This window comes from Epibacterium ulvae, from assembly GCF_900102795.1.
GTDB classification, from domain to species: Bacteria; Pseudomonadota; Alphaproteobacteria; order Rhodobacterales; family Rhodobacteraceae; genus Epibacterium; species Epibacterium ulvae.
The window spans coordinates 1-21,985 of the sequence record NZ_FMWG01000019.1 but is presented as its reverse complement, the minus strand read 5'-3'; the positions used below and the strand labels follow the sequence as shown (position 1 = coordinate 21,985).

The 21,985-nt window shown below is 51.9% G+C and carries 29 protein-coding genes and 1 pseudogene; 2 read left to right on the top strand and 28 right to left on the bottom strand.

The annotated features are described in order from the left end of the window. Positions 1–2: 2 nt before the first annotated feature. From BLP79_RS18605 to rpmC, 28 genes are all read right to left on the bottom strand, one after another. A complete protein-coding gene (locus tag BLP79_RS18605; RefSeq protein WP_090221197.1) occupies positions 3–1,271 on the bottom strand; it encodes an amino acid ABC transporter permease in 1,269 nt (422 codons plus the stop codon). A 124-nt stretch (positions 1,272–1,395) separates the two neighbouring features. Further along, positions 1,396–2,415 carry an amino acid ABC transporter substrate-binding protein gene (locus BLP79_RS18600; protein WP_090221219.1) on the bottom strand — a complete coding sequence of 340 codons (1,020 nt, stop codon included), beginning with the start codon at positions 2,413–2,415 and terminating at the stop codon, positions 1,396–1,398. 233 nt (positions 2,416–2,648) lie between these two features. Then, entirely contained in the window at positions 2,649–3,359 is a 711-nt protein-coding gene (locus tag BLP79_RS18595) for an ATP12 family chaperone protein (protein ID WP_090221196.1), read from the bottom strand. A gap of 5 nt (positions 3,360–3,364) precedes the next feature. Further along, complete coding sequence (locus BLP79_RS18590; RefSeq protein WP_090221195.1) at positions 3,365–4,033, bottom strand: HAD-IA family hydrolase; 669 nt, start codon at positions 4,031–4,033, stop codon at positions 3,365–3,367. Continuing rightward, positions 4,033–5,079, bottom strand: coding sequence for an RluA family pseudouridine synthase (locus BLP79_RS18585; protein WP_090221194.1), 1,047 nt, complete (start codon positions 5,077–5,079; stop codon positions 4,033–4,035). Before BLP79_RS18585 ends, BLP79_RS18590 begins: the two co-directional genes overlap by 1 nt. Then, positions 5,076–5,456, bottom strand: coding sequence for a fluoride efflux transporter FluC (locus tag BLP79_RS18580; protein WP_090221193.1), 381 nt, complete (start codon positions 5,454–5,456; stop codon positions 5,076–5,078). The genes BLP79_RS18585 and BLP79_RS18580 overlap by 4 nt, the downstream gene beginning before the upstream one ends. Positions 5,457–5,532: 76 nt before the next feature. Beyond that, on the bottom strand, positions 5,533–6,858 hold the full coding sequence (locus BLP79_RS18575) for a replication-associated recombination protein A (RefSeq protein WP_090221192.1): 1,326 nt from the start codon (positions 6,856–6,858) through the stop codon (positions 5,533–5,535). A 4-nt stretch (positions 6,859–6,862) separates the two neighbouring features. Further along, complete coding sequence (locus BLP79_RS18570) at positions 6,863–8,257, bottom strand: trypsin-like peptidase domain-containing protein (protein ID WP_090221191.1); 1,395 nt, start codon at positions 8,255–8,257, stop codon at positions 6,863–6,865. A 99-nt stretch (positions 8,258–8,356) separates the two neighbouring features. Next, positions 8,357–9,427: a 3-deoxy-7-phosphoheptulonate synthase gene (locus BLP79_RS18565; protein ID WP_090221190.1), complete on the bottom strand. Its 1,071-nt coding sequence runs from the start codon at positions 9,425–9,427 to the stop codon at positions 8,357–8,359. 324 nt (positions 9,428–9,751) lie between these two features. Then, complete coding sequence (gene rplQ / locus BLP79_RS18560; protein ID WP_090221189.1) at positions 9,752–10,177, bottom strand: 50S ribosomal protein L17; 426 nt, start codon at positions 10,175–10,177, stop codon at positions 9,752–9,754. 142 nt (positions 10,178–10,319) lie between these two features. Then, positions 10,320–11,336: a DNA-directed RNA polymerase subunit alpha gene (locus BLP79_RS18555; RefSeq protein ID WP_090221188.1), complete on the bottom strand. Its 1,017-nt coding sequence runs from the start codon at positions 11,334–11,336 to the stop codon at positions 10,320–10,322. A 114-nt stretch (positions 11,337–11,450) separates the two neighbouring features. Beyond that, complete coding sequence (gene rpsK / locus BLP79_RS18550) at positions 11,451–11,840, bottom strand: 30S ribosomal protein S11 (RefSeq protein ID WP_090221187.1); 390 nt, start codon at positions 11,838–11,840, stop codon at positions 11,451–11,453. A 15-nt stretch (positions 11,841–11,855) separates the two neighbouring features. Beyond that, on the bottom strand, positions 11,856–12,224 hold the full coding sequence (gene rpsM, locus BLP79_RS18545; RefSeq protein WP_090221186.1) for a 30S ribosomal protein S13: 369 nt from the start codon (positions 12,222–12,224) through the stop codon (positions 11,856–11,858). Positions 12,225–12,495: 271 nt separating this feature from the next. Next, on the bottom strand, positions 12,496–13,077 hold the full coding sequence (locus BLP79_RS18540) for an adenylate kinase (RefSeq protein WP_090221185.1): 582 nt from the start codon (positions 13,075–13,077) through the stop codon (positions 12,496–12,498). Then, positions 13,074–14,438 carry a preprotein translocase subunit SecY gene (gene secY / locus BLP79_RS18535; protein ID WP_090221184.1) on the bottom strand — a complete coding sequence of 455 codons (1,365 nt, stop codon included), beginning with the start codon at positions 14,436–14,438 and terminating at the stop codon, positions 13,074–13,076. Before secY ends, BLP79_RS18540 begins: the two co-directional genes overlap by 4 nt. Before the next feature lie 120 nt (positions 14,439–14,558). Further along, positions 14,559–15,032: a 50S ribosomal protein L15 gene (rplO, locus tag BLP79_RS18530; protein WP_090221183.1), complete on the bottom strand. Its 474-nt coding sequence runs from the start codon at positions 15,030–15,032 to the stop codon at positions 14,559–14,561. A 393-nt stretch (positions 15,033–15,425) separates the two neighbouring features. After that, on the bottom strand, positions 15,426–15,638 hold the full coding sequence (locus BLP79_RS18525; protein ID WP_090221182.1) for a DUF1127 domain-containing protein: 213 nt from the start codon (positions 15,636–15,638) through the stop codon (positions 15,426–15,428). A 289-nt stretch (positions 15,639–15,927) separates the two neighbouring features. Next, entirely contained in the window at positions 15,928–16,116 is a 189-nt protein-coding gene (gene rpmD / locus BLP79_RS18520; RefSeq protein ID WP_090221181.1) for a 50S ribosomal protein L30, read from the bottom strand. Between the two features lie 12 nt (positions 16,117–16,128). Then, positions 16,129–16,692, bottom strand: coding sequence for a 30S ribosomal protein S5 (gene rpsE, locus BLP79_RS18515; RefSeq protein WP_090221180.1), 564 nt, complete (start codon positions 16,690–16,692; stop codon positions 16,129–16,131). 118 nt (positions 16,693–16,810) lie between these two features. Beyond that, a complete protein-coding gene (rplR, locus tag BLP79_RS18510) occupies positions 16,811–17,170 on the bottom strand; it encodes a 50S ribosomal protein L18 (RefSeq protein ID WP_090221179.1) in 360 nt (119 codons plus the stop codon). Positions 17,171–17,181: 11 nt separating this feature from the next. Then, positions 17,182–17,715 carry a 50S ribosomal protein L6 gene (rplF, locus tag BLP79_RS18505; RefSeq protein WP_090221178.1) on the bottom strand — a complete coding sequence of 178 codons (534 nt, stop codon included), beginning with the start codon at positions 17,713–17,715 and terminating at the stop codon, positions 17,182–17,184. Positions 17,716–17,727: 12 nt separating this feature from the next. After that, the gene (gene rpsH, locus BLP79_RS18500) at positions 17,728–18,120 is read right to left on the bottom strand and encodes a 30S ribosomal protein S8 (RefSeq protein WP_090221177.1); all 393 of its coding nucleotides are present in this window, start codon (positions 18,118–18,120) and stop codon (positions 17,728–17,730) included. A 12-nt stretch (positions 18,121–18,132) separates the two neighbouring features. Continuing rightward, positions 18,133–18,438, bottom strand: a complete 306-nt coding sequence (gene rpsN, locus BLP79_RS18495; protein WP_090221176.1) for a 30S ribosomal protein S14 — start codon at positions 18,436–18,438, stop codon at positions 18,133–18,135. A 20-nt stretch (positions 18,439–18,458) separates the two neighbouring features. Then, positions 18,459–19,022 carry a 50S ribosomal protein L5 gene (gene rplE / locus BLP79_RS18490; protein ID WP_090221175.1) on the bottom strand — a complete coding sequence of 188 codons (564 nt, stop codon included), beginning with the start codon at positions 19,020–19,022 and terminating at the stop codon, positions 18,459–18,461. Next, a complete protein-coding gene (rplX, locus tag BLP79_RS18485; protein WP_090221174.1) occupies positions 19,019–19,324 on the bottom strand; it encodes a 50S ribosomal protein L24 in 306 nt (101 codons plus the stop codon). The genes rplE and rplX overlap by 4 nt, the downstream gene beginning before the upstream one ends. A 2-nt stretch (positions 19,325–19,326) precedes the next feature. Next, entirely contained in the window at positions 19,327–19,695 is a 369-nt protein-coding gene (gene rplN, locus BLP79_RS18480) for a 50S ribosomal protein L14 (protein WP_005621870.1), read from the bottom strand. 99 nt (positions 19,696–19,794) lie between these two features. Next, positions 19,795–20,025, bottom strand: a complete 231-nt coding sequence (gene rpsQ / locus BLP79_RS18475; RefSeq protein ID WP_076628854.1) for a 30S ribosomal protein S17 — start codon at positions 20,023–20,025, stop codon at positions 19,795–19,797. An 11-nt stretch (positions 20,026–20,036) separates the two neighbouring features. Then, positions 20,037–20,240 (bottom strand): 50S ribosomal protein L29, encoded by a 204-nt coding sequence (gene rpmC, locus BLP79_RS18470; protein ID WP_090221173.1) that lies wholly within the window; start codon positions 20,238–20,240, stop codon positions 20,037–20,039. A gap of 1,312 nt (positions 20,241–21,552) precedes the next feature. Here rpmC and BLP79_RS18465 point away from each other — a divergent pair. Both BLP79_RS18465 and BLP79_RS19570 read left to right on the top strand, forming a co-directional pair. Next, complete coding sequence (locus BLP79_RS18465) at positions 21,553–21,789, top strand: hypothetical protein (protein ID WP_090221172.1); 237 nt, start codon at positions 21,553–21,555, stop codon at positions 21,787–21,789. Further along, positions 21,774–21,985 (top strand): annotated as a pseudogene (locus tag BLP79_RS19570) (recombinase family protein); the annotation flags it as partial. The gene BLP79_RS18465 and the pseudogene BLP79_RS19570, both read left to right, overlap by 16 nt.

Genomic DNA, 21,985 nt, shown 5'->3' with positions numbered 1-21,985 from the left:
ATTTACCGCTCCACCAATTTAACGCGGTTGTTGTACCAGTTCATCGCTAGTGAGATGCTCAGGGAAATAACCAAGTAAGCAGCCATCAAGAGAACCACGCATTCCAGCTCTCGTCCGGTCTGGTTCATAGTGATACCGCCAAGTGTACCGGTGATATCCATATAACCGACAGCGATCGCAAGAGATGAGTTCTTTGTCAGGTTGAGATAATTTGAAATCATCGGCGGGATGATGACACGCAATGCCTGCGGCAGAACGACTAGGCTCATGATGCGGCTGGATCGCATACCCAGTGCACCTGCAGCTTCGGTTTGGCCATGGCTTACAGCCAGGATACCTGCACGCACGATCTCTGCGATAAAGGCCGCAGTATACAGCGACAAAGCCAACCACAGAGCAATCAACGAATTGCGCATATGGGTTCCACCTTTAAAGTTGAAACCTTTCAATTCAGGATAACCAAGGTGGAAACCAAGAACAGCCAAGACGATCACAAATGGCACAAGGACAACAGCAAGGCGCTGCCACCAGACAACAGGACGATCACCAGTTTCTTCTTGAATGCGATCTGCGCGTTGTCGGATCTTTGAACTGACAAAGAAACCCGCGATCAGAACAACCAGAATAGCGATAAGGTCCAAAGACACATCAAAGCGCATGCTGCTCTCTCCAAAGAGAGAGAGATTGCCGAGTGAGTTTGAGAACAGAGCTTCCGGAATATAAATACCGCGGTTGGTGATCGCGACAGAATCAAACAGGCTCATGGTTGCTTCGGGATTTTCACCCCGGAACGCACGTGGGCTCGGTAAACTCTCGATTAAGACAGCCATTGCAAGAACGATCCACAAAAGAACCGGAACATTGCGGAACATTTCCACATAGACCGTCATAACCTTTGCGACGATCCAGTTCTTAGAGAGACGCAGCACACCAACAAGAACGCCGACGACAGTCGCCGTAATACAGCCCATAACTGCGACCAATAGCGTATTCAGAAGGCCAATAAAGGCTGCACGCAAATGCGTATCCTGACTATCGTAATCCAGCAGGCGTTGGTTGATATCATAACTCGCTGTTTCGGTAAAATACGACAGCGAAATGGTTTTACCCAGCGTATTCAGGTTGGCCAGAGTGTTGTTGATAAGCCAAGCGGCACCCAGCATCAATGCGATTAAGGCAACAGCCTGAATCGTCGCCGAGCGATACCGAGTGTCGTATATCAGCATAGACAGCCGAAACGACTCCTTCGGAGGGTCGGTAAGTGTAGACATTAGAGAGATCCCGTCTTTCGATCATATATTATTTGTTTATTCGCGTAGATCGCGTGATCGAATGTTTGTTCAGTAGAACAAGTTGAGGCGTGGACAGATGCCCACGCCCCATTTCATAGTGATATTAGCGTACTGGCGGAGAGTACTGCAGACCACCTTCGGTCCACAGCGCGTTCAGACCGCGCGCTAGACCAATTGCAGACTGACCACCAAGGTTACGCTCAAAGCTCTCGCCGTAGTTACCAACTGCTGAGAGGATACGAGCTGCCCACTGCGGGTCCAGCCCCAGCATTTCGCCCATGTTGCCTTCATGACCCAGCAGACGGTTGATTTCAGGGTTATCAGTCGCAGAAGCTGACATAGTACCAACATTGGCCGAAGTAATACCCAGCTCTTCTGCCGCAACCATTGTGTTGTAAGACCAGCGAACAACATCTGCCCACTCATCATCACCGTGACGTACGGTTGGGCCCAGAGGCTCTTTTGAAATAATGTCGCTCAGGATCACGTGATCCGCAGGCGTTTCAAAAGTAGCGCGTGTAGATGCCAGCTGTGATGCGTCGGTTGTGAAAACATCACATGCACCCGCAAGATACTGCTGCTGTGCTTCAGCAACGGTTTCAATTGGCACGGGCTCGTAGCTGATGTTGTTGGTACGGAAGAAGTCCGCCAGATTCAGCTCGGTTGTGGTACCTGTTTGGATACAAACAGTTGCGCCATCCAGCTCTTTTGCAGATGAAACACCCAGCTCTTTAGGAACCATAAAGCCTTGACCATCGTAGTAGTTCACACCAACGAAGGTGAACTTAAGGTCCGCGTCACGCGACAGGGTCCAAGTGGTAACACGCGACAGCATGTCAATTTCACCAGCAGACAGCGCGGTGAAGCGTGTTTTTGGTGTGGTTGGAACGAATTCTACCGCTGTGGAATCGCCCAGGACAGCCGCAGCTACAGCACGACATACGTCAACGTCGAAGCCTTCCCAAACGCCCTCTGCGTTAGGCGCCGAGAAGCCGACCACACCAGTTGTAACACCGCAGTTCAGCGTGCCGCGAGACTTAACATCGTCCAGCGTGCCAGCGGATGCTACACCTGCCGCGAGACCAGCAAAAGCCATCGCGCCCAAGAATACGGATTTATTCATGTTTACCTCTTCCTGATTTTCCGCCCAGTTTGGCGGTTTGATCCCTGGCATTTGCTGCCAGAAACTTTTTGAATTTTCAGTTTCCTGATATTCTCATCAAGTTTGTGATCATTCATCAACAAACGTCAAGTGCATGATCAGCATTTTCGATGGCCCTTTCGACAAAAGACCGATGGTTTGACGAAAAGTTATGCAGCTGCAGGGCAGATTTACGTGTGATTCAGGCACATCCATCAATCAGAACATGCATCAAAAAAGCATTTAGCATGAAGAAAATCCGCTTTTTTCAATGCAACGGTTTCAGCAGCTTCTTCATCCACACCCCACTGTTCTTCCTGCCAGTTTTCATCAATTCGCGACATAGACCAGACGTCATCTACAGGCTGCCAATCAAGGGCAGCTGCAAAGCCAAGAACAAGCGAGCCGGACAATGAAACCAGATCGTGAAACGCTGCCAGTTCAAAATTATTGAAAGCATGAGTGCGTTTACTCAATATATTCAACGCCTCTGGATCCTGAGGAACATGCAAAACGCCAGCTCTTGGCTCCAATCGGGCTCCCAGTACATCCGCAGCCCAATGTAATGCGGGATCCCAAGCCGCCGCCTGGCGTTCTACCAGCTCAGCCGGGGAATCAGCCCGATAGCATAGCAAATCCGAATCGCCATATCCCGCCAACATATCAGCGACTTCGGTGTGCTGAATTGCGACTTTGTCGATCGCAGCATTTGCAGACCGCGTGTTGGGCATCAAGTTTGGATTTACGACCTCCTCTTGTGCCTCCCACTCCGCGGCGATCAGTTCAGCCATACGTTGACTGGGCACTTGCAGTGAGGCTTTAGCCGGAGTTTTCACCCGGCGACCGTCAAGCAGGATCGAGAACCCGTCCGCCTCTCCTTCAACGGATACTGTAGTCCAAAATCGCTTTTGCTTCCACTCAGCCATATTAATCAGTCCTTCCAGATGCTACGAAGCAACGGGGCAAGTTCGGTAAATTCATGGATCACATGATCCGCACGCAATTGCTCTAGAGGGTGATATCCCCAGCTAACCGCAATCGTCGTCACCCCAGCCGCACGGCCCATGTCCATGTCATAAGATGTATCACCAATCATCACACAGTGTTCGGCACGCACGCCAGTTTCAGCAAGAGCCGTTTGAACCATTGACGGATGCGGTTTAGACGGATGATGATCAGCAACCTGTCGTGTCACGAAACAGGAAAGGTTATGCGCGTCGATCAGCGTATCAAGCCCACGCTGAGATTTACCGGTTGCAACACCCAGCAGATATTCAGGAACCGTGTGGAGAACTTCAAGCATCTCACGCGCACCTTCAAAGAGGGGTGAATGCGCCGCGCCCTCTATCTGACGTGTTGTCATGTATGATTTTTTGTAACCTTCCACCAACGCGGCAATCACATTGTCGCCTTGCGTTGGGGCAAGCCGCTGGCATGCGATCGGCAACGAAAGACCAACAATGGAGAGGATGTCGCTCCGTGACGGAACCGCAAGCCCTTGCCCCCGGAACGCATCCGTCATGGCACCAACGATTGCTGCTTGGCTGTCAACTAGGGTGCCATCCACATCAAACAGAACCAACCTTAGATCTGTGTCCATCAGCGCAGGCTTTCAAAGGGATCTTCCGCGGCCAGGTCTTCGCTCCAGCCAAAAGTTTCCCAACTTTCGACCATATGGGGCGGTAGGTCCGCCGTAATCGACAGTTCTTTCTTTGTGGTTGGGTGCTCAAAGGCCATCCGACGACAATGCAGATGCAATTTCTTAGAAATCACACCACCGATTTGTGCGCCCCACCCATCGCCAAGGTTTTCTTGGCTTGAACCGCCGTATTTACCATCGCCCGCAATAGGGTGGCCAATTTCAGACATGTGCAAGCGCAGCTGATGTGTACGTCCAGTGATCGGCTCCATCGCAACCCAAGCGGCGCGGCTCGCCACCCGGTAAAGTGTCGCATATTGCGTATGTGAACGTTTCGCACCTTTGGTCTGGTCAACATCATCTGAATGAAGAGCGATCATCTTTTCGCCTTCGCCATGTTTACCATGGCCGCCCGCTTTGACCATTCCACATTTCACTTCGCCAAGGTAAGGCGTTGGCACACCCGCAACCAGCGCCCAGTAAATTTTGCGCGTCGCATGATGTCGGAACGCAGCCGTCAAGGCCTGCGCAGCCAAACGCGTCCGCGCCATGACCAAAACACCGGAGGTATCTTTATCAAGCCGGTGCACAAGACGCGGCTTTTCATCAAGGTCAAACTTTAGCGCCTCAGCCAGACCATCAACGTGTTTCGTGGTGCCGCTGCCTCCCTGCACGGCAAGGCCTGCGGGTTTGTTCAGCACGATCACCGCATCATCTTTATAGATGACACAGCCTCGGATCATCTCTGCGTCTGCCTTTGAAATACGAACCTCGCGGGGTTCTGCCGGTTTCAAATCCTGTGCAGACAACGGTGGCACGCGAACCACTTGCCCGGCCTCAACCCGTGTCGAGGCCTTTGCACGGCTGCCATCAACGCGCAATTCACCTTTTCGGCACATCTTTTCAATACGTCCCTGATTCACATGGGGAAACAGGCGCCGCAGCCAGCGATCAACACGCTGGCCATCATCATCCTGTGCAACCGTAATCATTTGAACACCGCTCATGAAAGCACTCCTCTGGCAATCATCATGCCCAAAATCAATCCGGCCACAGATAGGCCCACCGACAGTCCTACATAAAGGCCTGCCTGTACAAAAACTCCACGTTCTATCAGCGCCATTGTTTCCAATGAAAACGTCGAAAACGTTGTGAACCCGCCCAGTAGACCGGTGATCACAAAAGGGCTGCCCTGCATCAGGCTGCGCTGTTCCATGACAACAACACTGAACCCCATCAAAAAGGATCCAAATACATTGATGCCCAAGATCGCAACAGGGAATGACGTCGCGCCAATAAGGCGCAAAACACCAAGGCCTGCCAGATACCGGCAGGCCGCTCCTATTGCGCCGCCCAGTGCGACCTGTGTGACAGTCCAAAACATGCGCGTTCACTCGCCCACGGGCTATGCAATGTCAAGTTTTGCCTGCCTTGCACTAAATGCAAAGGCCCCGCACCTGCTATCGGTTTCGTTTCTCACGTAGCTTTTCAAAATACTCCAAACGCCGCTTTAGCTCCCGCTCAAACCCGCGTTCCACGGGTTTGTACAATTCTGGTCTGGGCACACCGTCGGGGAAATAGTTCTGACCTGAAAATCCATCCTCGGCGTTGTGATCATAGGCATAATCAGCGCCATATCCCTGCGCTGCCATCAGTTTTGTTGGAGCGTTCAGGATATGTTTGGGGGGTGGCGCACTGCCGGTTTGTTTCGCCAGGCGCTGTGCCGCCTTAAATGCCATGTAATGCGCATTGGTTTTAGGCGCGAGCGCCAGATAAACCACTGCCTGTGCCAGCGCCAATTCTCCTTCAGGACTGCCAAGACGTTCATAGGTATCCCAGCTTTGCAAACACACGGCCTGTGCCTGCGGATCCGCCAATGCAATATCCTCGACTGCCATCCGGGTCAGACGCCGCGCAAGATAGCGCGGATCTTCTCCGCCTTCTAACATCCGCGCAAACCAATAAAGTGCGGCATCCGGATCTGAGCCACGCACAGATTTATGTAGCGCTGAGATCAGATTATAATGCTCATCCCCCGATTTGTCGTATTTCGCCGCGCGGCGCATCAAACGTTTGGCCAGAGTTTCAGGATCAAGCAGAGCATCAACGCGCCAGGCTGCAACCTGCTCAATTAAATTGAGCAATGCCCGCCCGTCACCATCTGCCATTTCATGCAAAGCCAGCCGCGCTGCCGGATCCAAAGGTAAAGCGCGTTTTAGCTCCGCCTCTGCGCGCAGTGTCAGATCCTCAAGGTCTTGCGCGCCCAAGCGCTCCAAAACCAAGACCTGCGCACGGCTTAGCAAAGCTGCATTCAATTCGAACGAAGGATTTTCCGTTGTTGCACCAACAAGAAGGATGGTCCCATCTTCCATATGTGGAAGAAATCCATCTTGCTGGGCTTTGTTAAACCGATGGATCTCATCAACAAATAACAGAGTTCCCTGCCCATTTTGACGGCGGATTTTCGCAGCCTCAAAAACTTTTTTCAGATCAGGAACGCCAGTGAAAATCGCAGAGATCTGTACAAAATGCAGATCCGTTTCTTGTGCTAAAAGGCGCGCGATCGTGGTTTTCCCCACGCCCGGTGGCCCCCAAAACACCAGAGACGACAAAGATCCAGATGCCAGCATAACACCAAGCGGCGCATCGGCACCCAGCACCTGTGTCTGGCCGATGACGTCGGCAAGTGCCCGGGGCCTCAGCCGGTCTGCCAACGGACGCGGTGGTTCAGCTTTTGGCTGCGACGCAATATCGTCTGGCGGTGGTTTGTCAAAAAGATCTGCCATCGCGCTACAGACGGAAGCGCAAAGACACGCGTTGGCCCCTGCGCAAAAGATCAAGCTGCAGCCAACGTGTCTTTTCAGATAGGATATCTTTTGCATCCTGCGTTGTTTCAATCAACACACCGTTGACCCCCAGCAGAACATCTCCGACCTGCACGCCACCGCGACCAGCGTATCGTCCTGCATCTAAGATAACCACGCCCTGCGTGTTCAAAGAAAGTCCCATCCGCGCAATAAGCGCTGGATTGACCTGTGCAATCTGCAGCCCCGGTAACAGGCTCCCCCGTCCCAAACGCATGGGGTTTGCTTGTGGCGCATCAGGGGCGACAGCCATTGCAACGGAAATCTGCTCTATTTTACCATCGCGAACGCGCGTGATCTGCGCCTCTTCGCCAAGGCCTGTAACCGTCATGCGAAACACCATCTCAGAGGGGGAATTGACGACTTTCCCATCGACCTGCGTGATCACATCCCCAATCACAAACCCCGCCTCCGCAAATGGGCTTTGGGGGTGGAGGTTTGAAATCATCATGCCTTCGACCAGATCAAGACCAAGCGAATTTGCAAGATCCGCATCCATTGGTTGCCCCGACATACCCGCCCAGGGGCGCTCGAAGTCTTCGGCACCACGCTGTGCTTGACGTACAAATTCGCGCACAAGATTAGCTGGGATGGCAAATCCGATCCCATTTGAACCGCCCGATCGGCTTAAAATACGTGTGTTAATCCCGATAAGGTCACCATTTACGTCAACCAACGCGCCACCGGAATTCCCCGGATTGATCGGTGCATCGGTCTGCACAAAATACCCAAGCCCATCTCCAGAAGCCGTCCCGGTACGCGCCAGACCTGAGACAATGCCAGAGCTTACAGTTTGCCCAACCCCAAAAGGATTGCCAATGGCCAATACCAGTTCTCCGACCTCGACCTGATCGCTATCGCGCAGATCCAGATACGGAAGATTATCTGCATCATCCAACTGCAAGATCGCAAGGTCGCTGGCCTGATCCGCCAGAACCACACGCGCATTAAACTCGCGACGATCATTCGTCACCACCCGGATTTCTGACGCCATACCAACAACATGGTAGTTAGACACAACAACACCATCGGCAGTCAATATCACACCGGAGCCGAGCGAATTTTCGACACGTGGGCGTGGCTGATTAAAACCACGAAATAGATCTTCAAAAAACGGATCGTCCATAAAAGGCGAGCGGCCGCGCGATTGTGTAACAATCTTTGCGTAGATGTTGACGACAGCTGGAGCTGCCTCTTTCACAAGAGGCGCAAAGCCAAGTGTAATCTCCGCGCTTGATTGCGGCACACGGGTTTCAGACCGCACAGATGTGCCAAGCACCAACAAACAAAGTGATAATAAGGTCAGACTTTGACGTATCATAAAGCCTCCAGCTCTGAATTACTCCAGATATGCGAAGCTCTGCCAAAGAATGCAAGAGAGGCCTTAAATTCGTACCAAGGCCTCTCACACATAAGACGATTAACCAGCAAGTCGCTGTTGCGCCACACGCCGCCGCGACACCGCCTCTGCAAGTTTGTGAAGTTCGGCAACCGTATCCTGCCAGCCGATGCATCCATCAGTAATAGACTGCCCATAGGTCAGTGGATCCTCACCCAGTTTTTGATTCCCAGCAACCAAATGGCTTTCAATCATCACACCGGTAATGCGCGTGTCACCCGCGGCCATCTGTCCCCCAACATCGGCAAGAACCTCAGGCTGTTTTTCTGGATCTTTGCCACTATTGGCGTGGCTCGCATCAATCATCACTTGACCACGAATACCGTCTTTCTCGGCTATGCGGCAGGCTGCATCAACAGAGTCCGCATCAAAATTTGTACCACCACCGCCGCGCAGGATAATATGGCAATCCGGATTTCCAGCAGTTCCAGCGATGGCAGCCCGGCCTGTTTTTGACAAGGCCATGAAGTGATGGGGGCGTGCTGCTGAACGCACTGCATCAATAGCGATCTGTACATTGCCACGAGTGCCATTTTTGAACCCCACCGGACAGGAAAGCCCCGATGCCATTTCACGATGAATCTGGCTCTCGGTGGTGCGTGCACCAATCGCAGCCCAGGCCACCAAATCCGAGATGTATTGCGGCACAGATGCATCCAAGAACTCTGTCCCGACGGGCAGGCCCAAGGCATTTATCTCTTCGCACAAACTACGTGCCAATTTCAGCCCGTCATTAATCTGGAAGCTTTCATCAAGGCCGGGATCGTTGATCAATCCTTTCCACCCACCAATAGTACGTGGCTTTTCAAAATAAACCCGCATTACGATTTCCAACTGATCACCCAGCTCTTGTTTTAACGGCAGCAAACGGCGAGCATAGTCCAAGGCCGCGCTCGGGTCGTGGATAGAACAAGGCCCGACAACGACAATTAGCCTGTCATCTTGTCCCTGCAAAATATTTTGAATAGCGGTTCGGCTGTGAACCACGGTCTCCAACGCGACGGAGCTGGCAGGCAGCTCCGCAATCAAAGTCTCAGGTGAGGCGAGTTCCTGCATTGCAGTAATCCGTAGATTTGCGGTTTTATGAGGCATGGGGTGTTTCCTATTTCAGCGGGGCCTTTGGCTGAGCGGATACAAAAAAACCGCCTGCAGCGTGCAAGGCGGTTTGGGTGTCTTGGTTTTCTGAATTCTGTTTTCAGAACGCGCAGACTTCTCCGACCGCCGTGTGGCGCGGATAATAAAAGTACCAGAAGGAGGCGAAGTTGCGGGTCATGTCGGAAAGGCTAGTGAAAAAGAAAAAGCCTGTCGAGGGAAAAATGGCGTCGACGTGCAAATGTAATTCCATCTCATATATATAGAAAAACCCTCGCCTTTCAAAAAGGCGAGGGCAACAATTCCCGATTGGGAAATCGCAAATTATTCAGCGTCTGCTGTCAGCTCTTCAGCTGCAACGCGTGCTTTGTCAGCAGCGCCTTTTGCGTCTACATCACGGTCGACAAATTCAATGATCGCCATTGGCGCCATGTCACCATAACGGAAGCCAGCTTTCAGGATGCGGACATAACCACCTTTACGCTCTGCGTAACGAGGGCCCAAAACATCAAACAGTTTTGCAACATACTGTTCCTGCTTCAGTTTTGCTGCGGCTTGGCGACGTGCGTGTAGATCGCCACGCTTTGCCAACGTGATCATTTTTTCAATGATCGGGCGCAGTTCTTTTGCTTTAGGCAAAGTCGTTTTAATTTGCTCGTGCTCAATCAGCGAGCCAGCCATGTTAGAAAACAGAGCCTTACGGTGCTCGTGCGTACGATTGAGACGGCGGTAACCACGTTTATGACGCATATGTTCAGTCCTTGTATCTTGCGTTTTTCTTTGTCTGGCGCCCCATGCGTGCGGGGTGCTCTCCTTGGGGCACATGCCCAGCTATAACCCCGGCCAACCCCGGGAATTTGCGAAGGGGGCAATAGCCCCCTTGCGAAACATTTTAGAAGCTATCTTCAAACTTCTTGGCCAGATCTTCGATGTTATCTGGCGGCCAATCTTCGACATCCATGCCAAGGTGCAGCCCCATACCAGACAGTACTTCTTTGATCTCATTCAAAGACTTACGGCCAAAGTTGGGCGTGCGCAGCATTTCTGCTTCGGTTTTCTGGATCAGATCGCCAATGTAAACGATATTGTCGTTCTTCAGGCAGTTTGCAGAACGTACGGACAGTTCCAGTTCATCCACTTTCTTCAGCAGAAGTGGGTTAAACTCAAGACCGTCATCTTCGTCCTGGCGACCGGCTGATTCTGGTTCGTCGAAGTTCACGAAGATCGACAGCTGATCCTGCAGAATACGTGCAGCAAAAGCTACCGCATCATCAGGCGTGATCGAACCATCGGTTTCAACTTTCATGGTCAGCTTATCATAGTCCAGAACCTGACCTTCACGAGTCGGTTGAACATCGTAAGACACGCGCTTGACTGGTGAATAGATCGCGTCGATTGGAATCAGACCAATAGGCGCATCCTCTGGCTTGTTTTTGTCTGCGGACACATAACCTTTGCCAGTGTTCACAGTGAGCTCCATGAACAGATCCGCACCGTCGTCCAAGTGACAAATCACGTGATCACGGTTCAGAACTTCGATACCTGCAGATTCTGCGATGTCACCCGCAGTCACGATTGCGGGGCCTTTTGCAGAAATAGAAAGACGCTTTGGGCCTTCTACTTCCATACGCAAAGAAACCTGCTTCAGGTTCAGGATGACGTCGGTGACATCTTCACGAACACCTGCAACAGAAGAGAACTCGTGCAGGACGTTGTCGATCTGTACACTTGAGATAGCTGCACCTTGCAGTGAGCTCATCAGCACGCGACGCAGCGCGTTGCCCAGTGTAAGACCGAAACCACGTTCCAGCGGTTCTGCGATAACGGTGGCCTGACGTGCGGGGTCATTACCTGGCTTGACTTCAAGCTGTGTTGGCTTGATCAGTTCTGCCCAGTTCTTATGGATCATGCAGTCCCTCCATTCCTGTCCGTCCCCCATGTCCCAAAGGGATTGGACGCCCGAGGTTTTATAAACGCGGACTGGGACCGTGCAGTTCGCAAGGTCCCAGCGTAATTTTTGTGCTTATACGCGGCGACGCTTTGGTGGGCGGCAGCCGTTGTGCGCGATTGGTGTCACGTCACGGATGGACGAGATGTTGAAACCAATTGCAGCCAAAGCGCGCAGAGCTGATTCACGACCAGAACCAGGGCCTTGAACTTCAACTTCCAGCGTCTTCACACCGTGATCCTGCGCTTTTTTGCCCGCATCTTCTGCAGCCATCTGAGCCGCGTAAGGCGTGGATTTACGTGAGCCTTTAAAGCCCATCGAACCCGCAGACGACCAAGAGATCGCGTTGCCCTGTACGTCAGAGATCAGGATTTTGGTGTTGTTGAACGAAGAGTTTACATGGGCAACGCCCGATGCGATATTCTTACGCTCTTTTTTCTTTGTACGAGTCTTATCACGTGCCATTGATCGAACCCTCCCTTACTTCTTCTTACCAGCGATGGCCTTTGCGGGGCCTTTGCGCGTGCGAGCGTTGGTGTGGGTACGCTGACCACGGACAGGCAGATTACGACGGTGGCGCAGGCCACGGTAGCTACCCAGATCCATCAGGCGTTTAATGTTCATGGTCACTTCACGACGCAGGTCACCTTCAACGGTGTAGTTTGCATCGATGTGCTCACGAATGGCGAGAACTTCAGCGTCAGACAGCTCGTTCACACGACGGGTTGCGTCGATGTTTACCGCTTCGCAGATCGCTTGAGCGGAAGTTGTACCGATACCGGTGATATATGTGAGGGCGATAGGAACCCGCTTAGCGCTGGGGATGTTTACGCCGGCAATACGTGCCACGTTGGACTTTCCTTTTTAAGTTGCGGTTCCGTAATCCCAGAACCTTTTTTCACAACATAAGCCCGGAAGCTTCCACTTACGGGCTTACTGTCATCCAGCTGGTCACTGAACCATTCCAGTTCCCAAATCAAGATGATTCTCTTATGAGCTGAAACCTTTAGGTGTTTGTATCAAAATGGTCAATACCTCTTGACAGGGTTTCATTTTGCACATTTCCAAAACAAAACCCGGCCTTCAAGACCGGGTTTCAAATATTCAAATCTAAGCGATTTTATTTATCGAGAATCGCCGCGATAGAACCTTCGACATCATCAATCGACGCCAGTCCATCAACCGCGCTTAAATTGCCTTTGGCATAGTAGTAGCCCAACAGAGGCGCGGTTTTCTTATAGTATTCCATCAGACGAATTTTGACGCTTTCCGCATTGTCATCGGCACGCACAGGCAAGCCCGCAGCACGGGCTTCTTCTGCGCGGTTCACAATACGGTCAACCAGAACCTCATCCTCGACCTGCAGTTCAATCACCTCGTCCAGTGACTGACCCATCTCTTCCAGAAGAGTCGCCAGCGCATCTGCCTGAGCCAAAGTGCGCGGGAACCCATCAAAGATGAAACCACCTTCTGCGCCTGCTGACATCTTTTCGTGGATCAACAGGATCACCACTTCGTCGGTGACCAGCTTTCCTTCGGCCATAATGGCGGCAACTTTTTTGCCCATCTCTGTGCCCGAGGCTTGCGCCTCACGCAACATATCTCCGGTGCTCAGCTGAATCATATTGCGGGATTCAACCAATTTTTTAGCCTGCGTACCTTTACCAGCGCCCGGAGGGCCTAAGAGAATAATGTTAGTCATCGACGCGACGGTCCCCGTTTCTTGCGTTTCTTGTTACGCCCGCTGAGTTGGCTCTTTTCAATCAAGCCTTCGTATTGATGCGCGAGCAAATGGCTCTGTACTTGCTGGATGGTGTCCATCGTCACGGACACAACAATCAACACTGACGTGCCGCCAAAATAGAACGGAATTGCGAACTGGCCACGCAAAATCTCCGGCAACAAGCAAACAGCCGCCAAATAGGCTGATCCCAACACCAAGATGCGGTTCACAACATATTCAAGATAAGCAGCCGTGTTTTTACCTGGACGAATTCCCGGAACAAAACCATTTTGGTTTTTCAAATTGTTCGCCACGTCATCAGGTTTGAATGCAACGTTGAACGTATAAAAGTACGCAAAGAAAACGATCATCGCGACGAAGAACAACAAGTATAGTGGTTGGCCGGGGCCAAAGTTCGCGAGCAACCATGACATCACAGGACCATTGGTGGCACCGGTTGAGAAGGTTGAGATCGTTGTTGGCAGTAGCAACAAGGACGAGGCAAAGATAGCTGGAATTACACCTGCTGGGTTTACCTTGACCGGTAGATGCGAAGACCCCCCATCATAAACCTTCATACCAACCTGGCGACGCGGGTACTGTATGTGGATTTTACGCAATGCGCGTTCCATGAAGACCACAAACATGATGATTCCGACAACCATCGCAATGACCATCAAAATCACAGCAGGGCTCAGCGCACCAGAACGACCCGATGCAAAGAACTGCGCCAGAGCAGCAGGGACTTCAGCGATAATACCAACAAAAATGATAAGCGAGATACCGTTCCCGATACCGCGATTGGTGATCTGTTCCCCCAACCACATCAGGAACATAGTACCACCAACCAGGGTTACCATACACGCCAAGCGGAAGTAGAGCCCCGGATCGGTCGCCAGTTCACCGCTCTCAAGCGAAACCGCAAGCCCGTAGGCCTGCGCTGTCGCCAGCACCACGGTACCATAACGGGTATATTGGTTGATCTTTTTACGGCCCTGCTCGCCCTCTTTCTTGAGTTGTTCGAGCGCGGGCACCATCGATGTCAGCAACTGAACGATAATCGAGGCGGAGATATAGGGCATAATGCCAAGAGCAAAGATACCCATCCGCCCTAATGCGCCACCGGTGAACATGGAGACCATGCCACCAATACCAGCACCCGCTGATTCCATAAATTCACGTAGCGCATTCGCATCGATCCCGGGCACTGGGATGAACGTTCCAAGACGATAAACGATCAATAATCCAATGGTGAACAGGATGCGGTTGCGCAGATCCGTGGCTTTGCCAAGTGCGGCCCAGCTGGTGTTCGCCGCCATTTGTTCTGCTGCTGATACCATAAAAAAGGTCTCTTCTTGCGAAAACGCCGCCCTGAACCATTTCCCGGCTCGGACGGCGTTAAGGAAAACTCTGAACACTATGTAAGCGGCTTTTTCGCCGCTCACAAGGTCACAACCGATTTACTCGGCTGCTGCTTCCGCAGCTGCCACGGTCAGAGCGCCGCCGGCCTGTGCAACAACGTCTACCGCTGCTTTAGATGCGCCGGTCACTGCGATGGTTGCTTTGGCAGTGAATTCACCTTTTGCCAGAACGCGGATACCGTCCAGCTTGCGGCGAACCAGACCGGATGCCACCAGGCTATCTTCGGTGATGGTCGCTGCATCCAGTTTGCCTGCGTCGATGAACTTCTGGATCAAGCCCAGGTTTACAACCGCGTAGGACTTACGGTTCGGCTTGTTAAAGCCACGCTTTGGCAAACGTTGGTACAATGGCATCTGGCCGCCCTCGTAACCATTGATGGCTACACCCGAGCGAGACTTTTGACCTTTGATACCACGGCCACCCATTTTACCTTTACCGGAACCGGGGCCACGGCCAACGCGTGTGCGTTTCTTAGTTGCGCCTTCGTTATCGCGCAGTTCATGAAGTTTCATGTCGCTTCTCCTCTTGCCGGAATTGACCCTCGAAGCGAATGGATCAAACACGGCTTTTGTTTCGTGATTCTCTGGCAGACGAACTGCCACCGGGTGCGTATAGACGGAACGCTTCAACGGATCAAGGAAAGAGAACCAATCAATCGAAACGCCCGTATTCATCAGGATAGCGTCAAATTGACGGGTCTGACAGGATCGCAGAAGCAACCGCCTGAGAGTGGCTCTGAGCATCCCCCCTTACCCACAGTCCCGTACCTATATGAATCGTCTCAAATTCGATCACAAATTTTCGACGTTTGATCGCAAAAGAAAACGCCTCCGGGGAAGGAACCGGAGGCGTTACACTCAGCTCATCGGGAGGGGATAATGAGCTTGAATTATAATTCTTGTGACTTAAGCGCCGTAAACATGCTTACGCGCAATCTCTTTCACATCATAACGTGAGATGCCGATGTCGTTCAGCTCGCGCTCTGACAAAGCCATCATTTCTGAAACGGTTGCAGAATATTCTTTGTAGAGTGCAAGGCGGGCTTTAAAGCCTTCAACCAAAGCATGGAGGCGAGCGAAGGGGCCAAAAGTAGCGGCAGTGGTGTTTACATATGCCATGTCTGTCATCCTATACATTTGAGTACCGGACCTATTCCGGTACAGCGCGTCAGGCTCCCTAACTGACAAGACAAGATATAAAGCGATGCGATGGCGCTAACAATTGACGGTTCGGACGATCTGTTATGCAGTTGCAGCATAGATGAAAAATTAACTCAATTCACAAGGGCAACAGCTTTAATCAGCCCCATAGAATACTTGCTTACTTATTGGGCAAATAAAGAAAAATAACAAAAAACGCCCCTAAGATGATCTTAGGGGCGTTCTCAGAATCATTTTAAAAGAGGGCTTAGTCGCGCTCTTCGATGATTTCGACCATGTGCGGGATCTTATTGATCATGCCACGTACCGAAGGAGTATCCTCCAGCTCACGGGTCTTGTGCATTTTGTTCAAACCCAGACCGATCAAAGTTGCGCGTTGATCGGCTGGACGACGGATCGGAGAACCGATCTGTTTTACAACAATGGTTTTCGCCATGACTTCGTCTCCTTATGCTTCAGCTTCAGCAGGTGCTTCGTCCCGCTTGGGCAGAATGTCAGCAACTTTTTTGCCACGACGCTGAGCAACCGAACGTGGGCTGGACTCTTTGGTCAGGCCGTTCAGAGTTGCGCGGATCATGTTGTAAGGGTTTTGCGAACCGATTGATTTCGAAACAACGTCTTTTACGCCGAGCATTTCGAAAACAGCACGCATTGGACCACCTGCAATGATACCGGTACCTTCAGGTGCGGTGCGCATTACAACTTTACCTGCGCCGTGACGACCTTCGACGTCATGGTGCAATGTGCGGCCTTCTTTCAGAGGTACACGGACCATCTGACGCTTGGCTTGTTCAGTTGCTTTACGGATCGCCTCAGGTACTTCTTTGGCTTTACCTTTACCAAAGCCAACGCGGCCCTTTTGGTCGCCAACAACAACCAGAGCTGCAAAACCAAAGCGCTTACCGCCTTTTACAGTTTTGGAAACGCGGTTGATTGCGACCAAACGATCTGCAAATTCCGGTGTCTCTTCTTCGCGACGGCCACGGCCGCGGCGGTTTTCACGTTCTGCCATCTTGGCATTCCTTATATATGGGCGCGTTTGGCGCCATTAATCCAATCCTAGTGGAGCAAGCGGCGAAAGCCCCCTGCCCCCCGGATCATCGGGACAGCCCGAAGGCTGCCCGCAAGACTTAGATCTTCAGGCCGCCTTCACGCGCAGCGTCGGCCAGAGCCTTCACTTTGCCGTGGAACAGGAAGCCACCACGATCGAAGTAAGCTTCGCTCACGCCAGCCGCTTTCGCGCGCTCTGCGATCACTGCACCTACTTTGGTCGCTGCTTCGACATTGTTCTTGCCGAAGAAACCCAAATCTTTTTCCAAAGTCGAAGCCGCCGCGAGGGTCACGCCACGTGTGTCGTCGATCACCTGAACAGAAATGTTCTTGTTTGAGCGGTGAACTGACAGGCGAACGCGACCTGCGTTGACCTTGCGAAGTTTGTTCCGGACGCGCAGACGGCGCTTCAGAAACAGAGTTCTTTTGCTGTTTGCCATTTTGCTGGTCCTTACTTCTTCTTGCCTTCCTTGCGGAAGATAAACTCGTCTTTGTACTTGATACCTTTGCCTTTGTAGGGCTCTGGCGCACGCCATTTGCGGATGTTTGCCGCAACTTGGCCAACGAGTTGTTGGTCAATGCCTTCAACGATGATGACAGTCTGCTTCGGCGCGGTGATGGTGATACCCTCAGGCGCAGTGAAGTCGACGTCGTGGCTGTAGCCCAGGTTCAGCTTCAGAGTGTTACCCTGCATCTGTGCCCGGTAACCAACACCGTTGATTTCCAGCTCTTTTTTGAAGCCTTCGGTCACACCAGTTACGAGATTCGCAACCATGGTGCGGGCCATGCCCCATTGCTGACGCGCACGCTTAGACATACCGCGTGGGTCAATTTTAACGACATTGTCTTCAACCGAGATTGCGACATCGTCAGTTGCAGTGAAAGTACGAGCACCCTTCGGGCCCTTCACTTCAACGGTCTGACCTGACACAGAGGCAGTAACACCACTGGGCAGCTCAACTGGTTTTTTACCAATACGAGACATCGAAAGACCTCCTTAGAAGACGGTGCAAAGCACTTCGCCACCAACATTGGCTGCGCGCGCTTTTGCGTCCGACATCACACCACGAGGGGTGGAGACAATCGACACACCCAGGCCCTGACGGACTTGTGGGATGTCATTGACGGACATGTACACGCGACGACCGGGCTTAGAGACCCGCTTCACTTCACGAATTACAGGTTCGCCTTCGTAGTACTTCAGGCTGATTTCAATCGCCGGATGACCGCCAGTGCCGGTGGTCTTCTCGTAGCCGCGAATGTAACCTTCGTCCGCCAGCACGTCCAGAACCCACGCACGCAGTTTTGATGCGGGTGTGGAAACGGTGGATTTGCCACGCAGTTGTGCGTTGCGGATGCGGGTCAGCATATCACCGATAGGATCGTTCATATCGCTCTCTCCTTACCAGCTGGATTTGACCATGCCGGGGATCTGACCAGCAGAACCCAGCTCGCGCAGCGCAATACGGCTGATCTTCAGCTTACGATAGTAAGCGTGAGGACGGCCGGTCAGCTGGCAACGGTTGTGAAGACGGGTCGCCGAGGAGTTCCGCGGCAGTTTCGCCAGTTTCAGACGCGCTTTGAAACGCTCTTCCATTGGGCGAGATTCGTCGTTTGCGATTTCTTTCAGCTCGGCACGTTTCGCAGCATATTTTGCCACCAGACGCTCGCGCTTCTTCTCGCGTTCGATCATGCTTTTCTTAGCCATGTCTCTATCCTTCCCGCGCTTTAGCTGTTGAAGGGCATGTTGAAAGCTTTCAACAGTGCCTTGGCTTCAGCGTCGGTGTTCGCTGTGGTAGCGATCACGATGTCCATACCCCAGGGTTCATCAACTTTATCAAAGTCGATTTCTGGGAATACGATGTGCTCTTTCAGGCCGGTGGCGTAGTTGCCGCGACCATCAAAAGAAGTGCCGGATACGCCGCGGAAGTCGCGGATACGAGGCATAGCAACGGTGATCAGACGATCCAGGAATTCATACATACGCTCGCCACGCAGGGTCACCTTGGCACCCATCGGCATGCCTTCACGTACACGGAAGCCAGCGATAGAGTTTTTTGCCACGGTGGTCAGAGCCTTTTGGCCCGCGATTGCGGTCAGGTCTGCCTGTGCGGATTTGGCTTTTTTGCTGTCTTTAACAGCAGCGCGGCCACAACCGATGTTCAGAACGATTTTATCCAGCTTAGGGATCTGCATGTCGTTCTTGTAGCCGAATTCCTCTTTCAGAGACGCACGAATGCTGTCCTGATACTGGGTCTTCAGGCGGGGGGTGTAAGTTGCGTCAGACATCAAACGGTCTCCCCTGTGGTTTTTGCAAAGCGCACTTTCTTGCCGTCTTCCTCGCGGAAGCCAACACGCGTTGCTTTACCGTTGCTGTCCAGCAGAGCCAGATTTGACAACTGGATCGGCAGAGCTTTAGGCAGGCGGCCGCCTTGCTCGGTCTGGGACTGACGTGTGTGGCGAATGGCAACATTCACACCATCAACAACAGCTTTGCCAGCTTTAGGGTCAACAGACGTGATTGTGCCTTCTTTGCCCTTGTCCTTACCGGCCAGAACGATGACCTTGTCGCCTTTACGGAGTTTTGCAGCCATTGTTACAGAACCTCCGGTGCCAGCGAAATGATCTTCATGAAGTTCTTGGCGCGCAGCTCACGAACAACTGGGCCAAAGATACGTGTACCTACGGGCTCATTGTTGTTGTTCAGAATAACAGCTGCGTTGCGATCAAAACGGATCGCGGTGCCGTCTTCACGACGTACTTCTTTTGCGGTGCGCACGACAACGGCCTTACGGACGTCACCTTTCTTAACGCGACCACGTGGAATGGCTTCCTTAACCGAGACAACAATAATGTCGCCTACGGATGCGTATTTACGCTTGGAACCACCCAGAACCTTGATGCACTGAACTCGGCGTGCGCCGGAGTTGTCAGCTACATCCAGATTTGTTTGCATCTGGATCATGTGGTTTCTCCCGACCTATGGGGCGCCGATGCGTGGCGTTGCCCCCAGGGTTTCGACTAACTGTGAAGTTAAGTCGCCAGGAATCTCAGAGTGAGATTCTTAGGCTTCCAGAACTTCCCAGCGTTTCGTTTTCGATTTCGGCGCGCATTCGATGATGCGTACAGTGTCGCCGACCTTGAAAGCGTTCTGTTCATCGTGAGCCCGGTATTTCTTGGACTTACGGATGGTTTTCTTCAGAACCGGATGTGTGAAACGACGTTCAACAGACACGGTTACAGTTTGTGCGTTTGCGTCGCTGGTCACAACGCCAGACAGGATACGTTTGGGCATCTTGTTCTACCTTATTCAGCTGCTGCAGCAGCAGCTTTTTGGTTCAGGATTGTGTTGACGCGAGCCGCATTGCGACGTGCGGCACGAATACCGGACGTGTTTTCCAGCTGACCAGTGGCTTGCTGAAAACGCAGGTTGAAGCTCTCTTTTTTATAAGAAGCAAGCAGATCGCGGAGTTCATCCACGGTCTTATCGCGCAGATCATTGGCGTTCATCGCCTTTGTTCCTTGTCCTAAGCACCAGAAGGCCCCTTATGACGGGTAACCCTATAACCTGGTGGGTTATGTAAACCCGTACGAAAGCACGGAAAATTCACCACCCTTATGAGATTCGCACAGCAAACCTAATGAGCGATGGGTTCCTATAGGGGAGAAAAGGAGGAAGGGCAAGGTAAAGTTCACATGTAACCAGCTGTCGCCTGCCCTGCCTCTATTGCAACACTCAATAATGTATCAGCGTCGCTATCCTTAAGTCATCAGAATGTACTGAACGGGAAAGCAACCGTGATCGCATTAATTTAAGCGACCGACACAACCATAACACGATCACGTATAAACTCGAAACGGTTCATAATGGCCTCGAAAGACTAAACACCTTACCGTCAAAAAAGCCAAACATGTGCGCAAGAAGGCGAAAACTACCATAACTATGAGATCAAGCCTACTTACGATCAGTGCTCTTTATGGAAAACTCATGTGTGTCGGATTTTGGCGACATGAAGCCTGAGCTCATCAGCCTTTGTATCAATCACCCTACTCCTCAATTCTTCTTCAGACAGAATAAAAAGTCCTAGGGTAAGATATGCTGGTATTGACCTACCACGCAGTCGAGGAACATCAGCCTCGCACTAAGCTCGAGTCAGTATTTCTTCGTCCAGATTCCGCGGCACCCGGCGGCGGATAAAACCCAATAAGAAAGGTGAAGAAGCGGATCGTTACTTTGGATTGCTACGATGCGCTATAGTATGGCGGCATGATGAGACGATGATCCTCAGAAAGCAGATCACGACCAAATTAGACATACCGCTGAGACCGCTTGCCGAAAAACCTTCAATTCATGGCTGCTGAACCTTTATCGTGACAGCAGCGCAGGGATGTTGGGCACAACAAAGTAGTGTTTCCATTGGCCATTCCAGGCCTTGTGTTCACTGGACGTGTACTGTGTGTCGTGTCGCACGATCCGGGAGTTTTTGCTCAGTGATTTCGTCGAACAAATTTTTGTCGATCATTTAAAGCAGCGCTTTTTCGTCGTCAAATAGAGGATCTGACTGGTGTTTAAGTCGTAACCCCACTCGAACTGAGAACCGCAGACCTTCTGATTGCAAATTTATTGATTGAATGCCCGCTTCCTCGGATCGTCAAAGAAAGTGGCGCGCGAGCAGAAAACTTCCGGTTTCCGCCCATGCTCAGAGACGTCCAGTCCGGCTGGTATTGCGAGGCTACTTTAGACTGACAGTTTGTGGAGCGTATTCAGCTTCCTATCCTTCATTTCTGGCAAAAGGTCTTCATTCGCTTTTTCACGTGACATATGTTTTGGCCTGATACAGGGATAGAGGCCTTCTGCAAAGAATACAACAACCGCCTGAATGCGCTGCACCGCGAACAAAACGCCGCGCGGAACAGTTTCATCACAGAACAGGGCAAGCTCACACGCGAGAAAGAAAAGATCGTGCAATCGATCTGCGACGGTGGTGAGCTAGCAGAGATGCTGAAAGACCGTGCAGTCTTCGCTCAGACCGTCTCAAAGAGTTGGGACATCTTCTGAGCAATCAGCCTGAGGAACAGGTGATCTTCCACCCCAATATGAGCGCCTACTACAAGCAGGAAGTCTCAAACGTCATGGCAACGCTCAACAGTTCTGAGCGACGTACTGAGGCATCACAACACCTTAGAGCAATGATCGATAAAGTTGTCCTGACGCCCAATGAAGCCGGGGACGAGCTGACCATTGATTTAATTGG

What these genes read in the sequence shown, in the direction of transcription:
- BLP79_RS18605 (WP_090221197.1), bottom strand. Translation starts at nt 1,271, where the DNA reads ATGTCTACACTTACCGACCCTCCGAAGGAGTCGTTTCGGCTGTCTATG.
- BLP79_RS18600 (WP_090221219.1), bottom strand. Translation starts at nt 2,415, where the DNA reads ATGAATAAATCCGTATTCTTGGGCGCGATGGCTTTTGCTGGTCTCGCG.
- BLP79_RS18595 (WP_090221196.1), bottom strand. Translation starts at nt 3,359, where the DNA reads ATGGCTGAGTGGAAGCAAAAGCGATTTTGGACTACAGTATCCGTTGAA.
- BLP79_RS18590 (WP_090221195.1), bottom strand. Translation starts at nt 4,033, where the DNA reads ATGGACACAGATCTAAGGTTGGTTCTGTTTGATGTGGATGGCACCCTA.
- BLP79_RS18585 (WP_090221194.1), bottom strand. Translation starts at nt 5,079, where the DNA reads ATGAGCGGTGTTCAAATGATTACGGTTGCACAGGATGATGATGGCCAG.
- BLP79_RS18580 (WP_090221193.1), bottom strand. Translation starts at nt 5,456, where the DNA reads ATGTTTTGGACTGTCACACAGGTCGCACTGGGCGGCGCAATAGGAGCG.
- BLP79_RS18575 (WP_090221192.1), bottom strand. Translation starts at nt 6,858, where the DNA reads ATGGCAGATCTTTTTGACAAACCACCGCCAGACGATATTGCGTCGCAG.
- BLP79_RS18570 (WP_090221191.1), bottom strand. Translation starts at nt 8,257, where the DNA reads ATGATACGTCAAAGTCTGACCTTATTATCACTTTGTTTGTTGGTGCTT.
- BLP79_RS18565 (WP_090221190.1), bottom strand. Translation starts at nt 9,427, where the DNA reads ATGCCTCATAAAACCGCAAATCTACGGATTACTGCAATGCAGGAACTC.
- rplQ (WP_090221189.1), bottom strand. Translation starts at nt 10,177, where the DNA reads ATGCGTCATAAACGTGGTTACCGCCGTCTCAATCGTACGCACGAGCAC.
- BLP79_RS18555 (WP_090221188.1), bottom strand. Translation starts at nt 11,336, where the DNA reads ATGATCCATAAGAACTGGGCAGAACTGATCAAGCCAACACAGCTTGAA.
- rpsK (WP_090221187.1), bottom strand. Translation starts at nt 11,840, where the DNA reads ATGGCACGTGATAAGACTCGTACAAAGAAAAAAGAGCGTAAGAATATC.
- BLP79_RS18540 (WP_090221185.1), bottom strand. Translation starts at nt 13,077, where the DNA reads ATGACTAACATTATTCTCTTAGGCCCTCCGGGCGCTGGTAAAGGTACG.
- secY (WP_090221184.1), bottom strand. Translation starts at nt 14,438, where the DNA reads ATGGTATCAGCAGCAGAACAAATGGCGGCGAACACCAGCTGGGCCGCA.
- rplO (WP_090221183.1), bottom strand. Translation starts at nt 15,032, where the DNA reads ATGAAACTTCATGAACTGCGCGATAACGAAGGCGCAACTAAGAAACGC.
- BLP79_RS18525 (WP_090221182.1), bottom strand. Translation starts at nt 15,638, where the DNA reads ATGGCATATGTAAACACCACTGCCGCTACTTTTGGCCCCTTCGCTCGC.
- rpmD (WP_090221181.1), bottom strand. Translation starts at nt 16,116, where the DNA reads ATGGCGAAAACCATTGTTGTAAAACAGATCGGTTCTCCGATCCGTCGT.
- rpsE (WP_090221180.1), bottom strand. Translation starts at nt 16,692, where the DNA reads ATGGCAGAACGTGAAAACCGCCGCGGCCGTGGCCGTCGCGAAGAAGAG.
- rplR (WP_090221179.1), bottom strand. Translation starts at nt 17,170, where the DNA reads ATGGCAAACAGCAAAAGAACTCTGTTTCTGAAGCGCCGTCTGCGCGTC.
- rplF (WP_090221178.1), bottom strand. Translation starts at nt 17,715, where the DNA reads ATGTCTCGTATTGGTAAAAAACCAGTTGAGCTGCCCAGTGGTGTTACT.
- rpsH (WP_090221177.1), bottom strand. Translation starts at nt 18,120, where the DNA reads ATGAACGATCCTATCGGTGATATGCTGACCCGCATCCGCAACGCACAA.
- rpsN (WP_090221176.1), bottom strand. Translation starts at nt 18,438, where the DNA reads ATGGCTAAGAAAAGCATGATCGAACGCGAGAAGAAGCGCGAGCGTCTG.
- rplX (WP_090221174.1), bottom strand. Translation starts at nt 19,324, where the DNA reads ATGGCTGCAAAACTCCGTAAAGGCGACAAGGTCATCGTTCTGGCCGGT.
- rplN (WP_005621870.1), bottom strand. Translation starts at nt 19,695, where the DNA reads ATGATCCAGATGCAAACAAATCTGGATGTAGCTGACAACTCCGGCGCA.
- rpsQ (WP_076628854.1), bottom strand. Translation starts at nt 20,025, where the DNA reads ATGCCCAAACGTATCCTGTCTGGCGTTGTGACCAGCGACGCAAACGCA.
- rpmC (WP_090221173.1), bottom strand. Translation starts at nt 20,240, where the DNA reads ATGAACGCCAATGATCTGCGCGATAAGACCGTGGATGAACTCCGCGAT.
- BLP79_RS18465 (WP_090221172.1), top strand. Translation starts at nt 21,553, where the DNA reads ATGTTTTGGCCTGATACAGGGATAGAGGCCTTCTGCAAAGAATACAAC.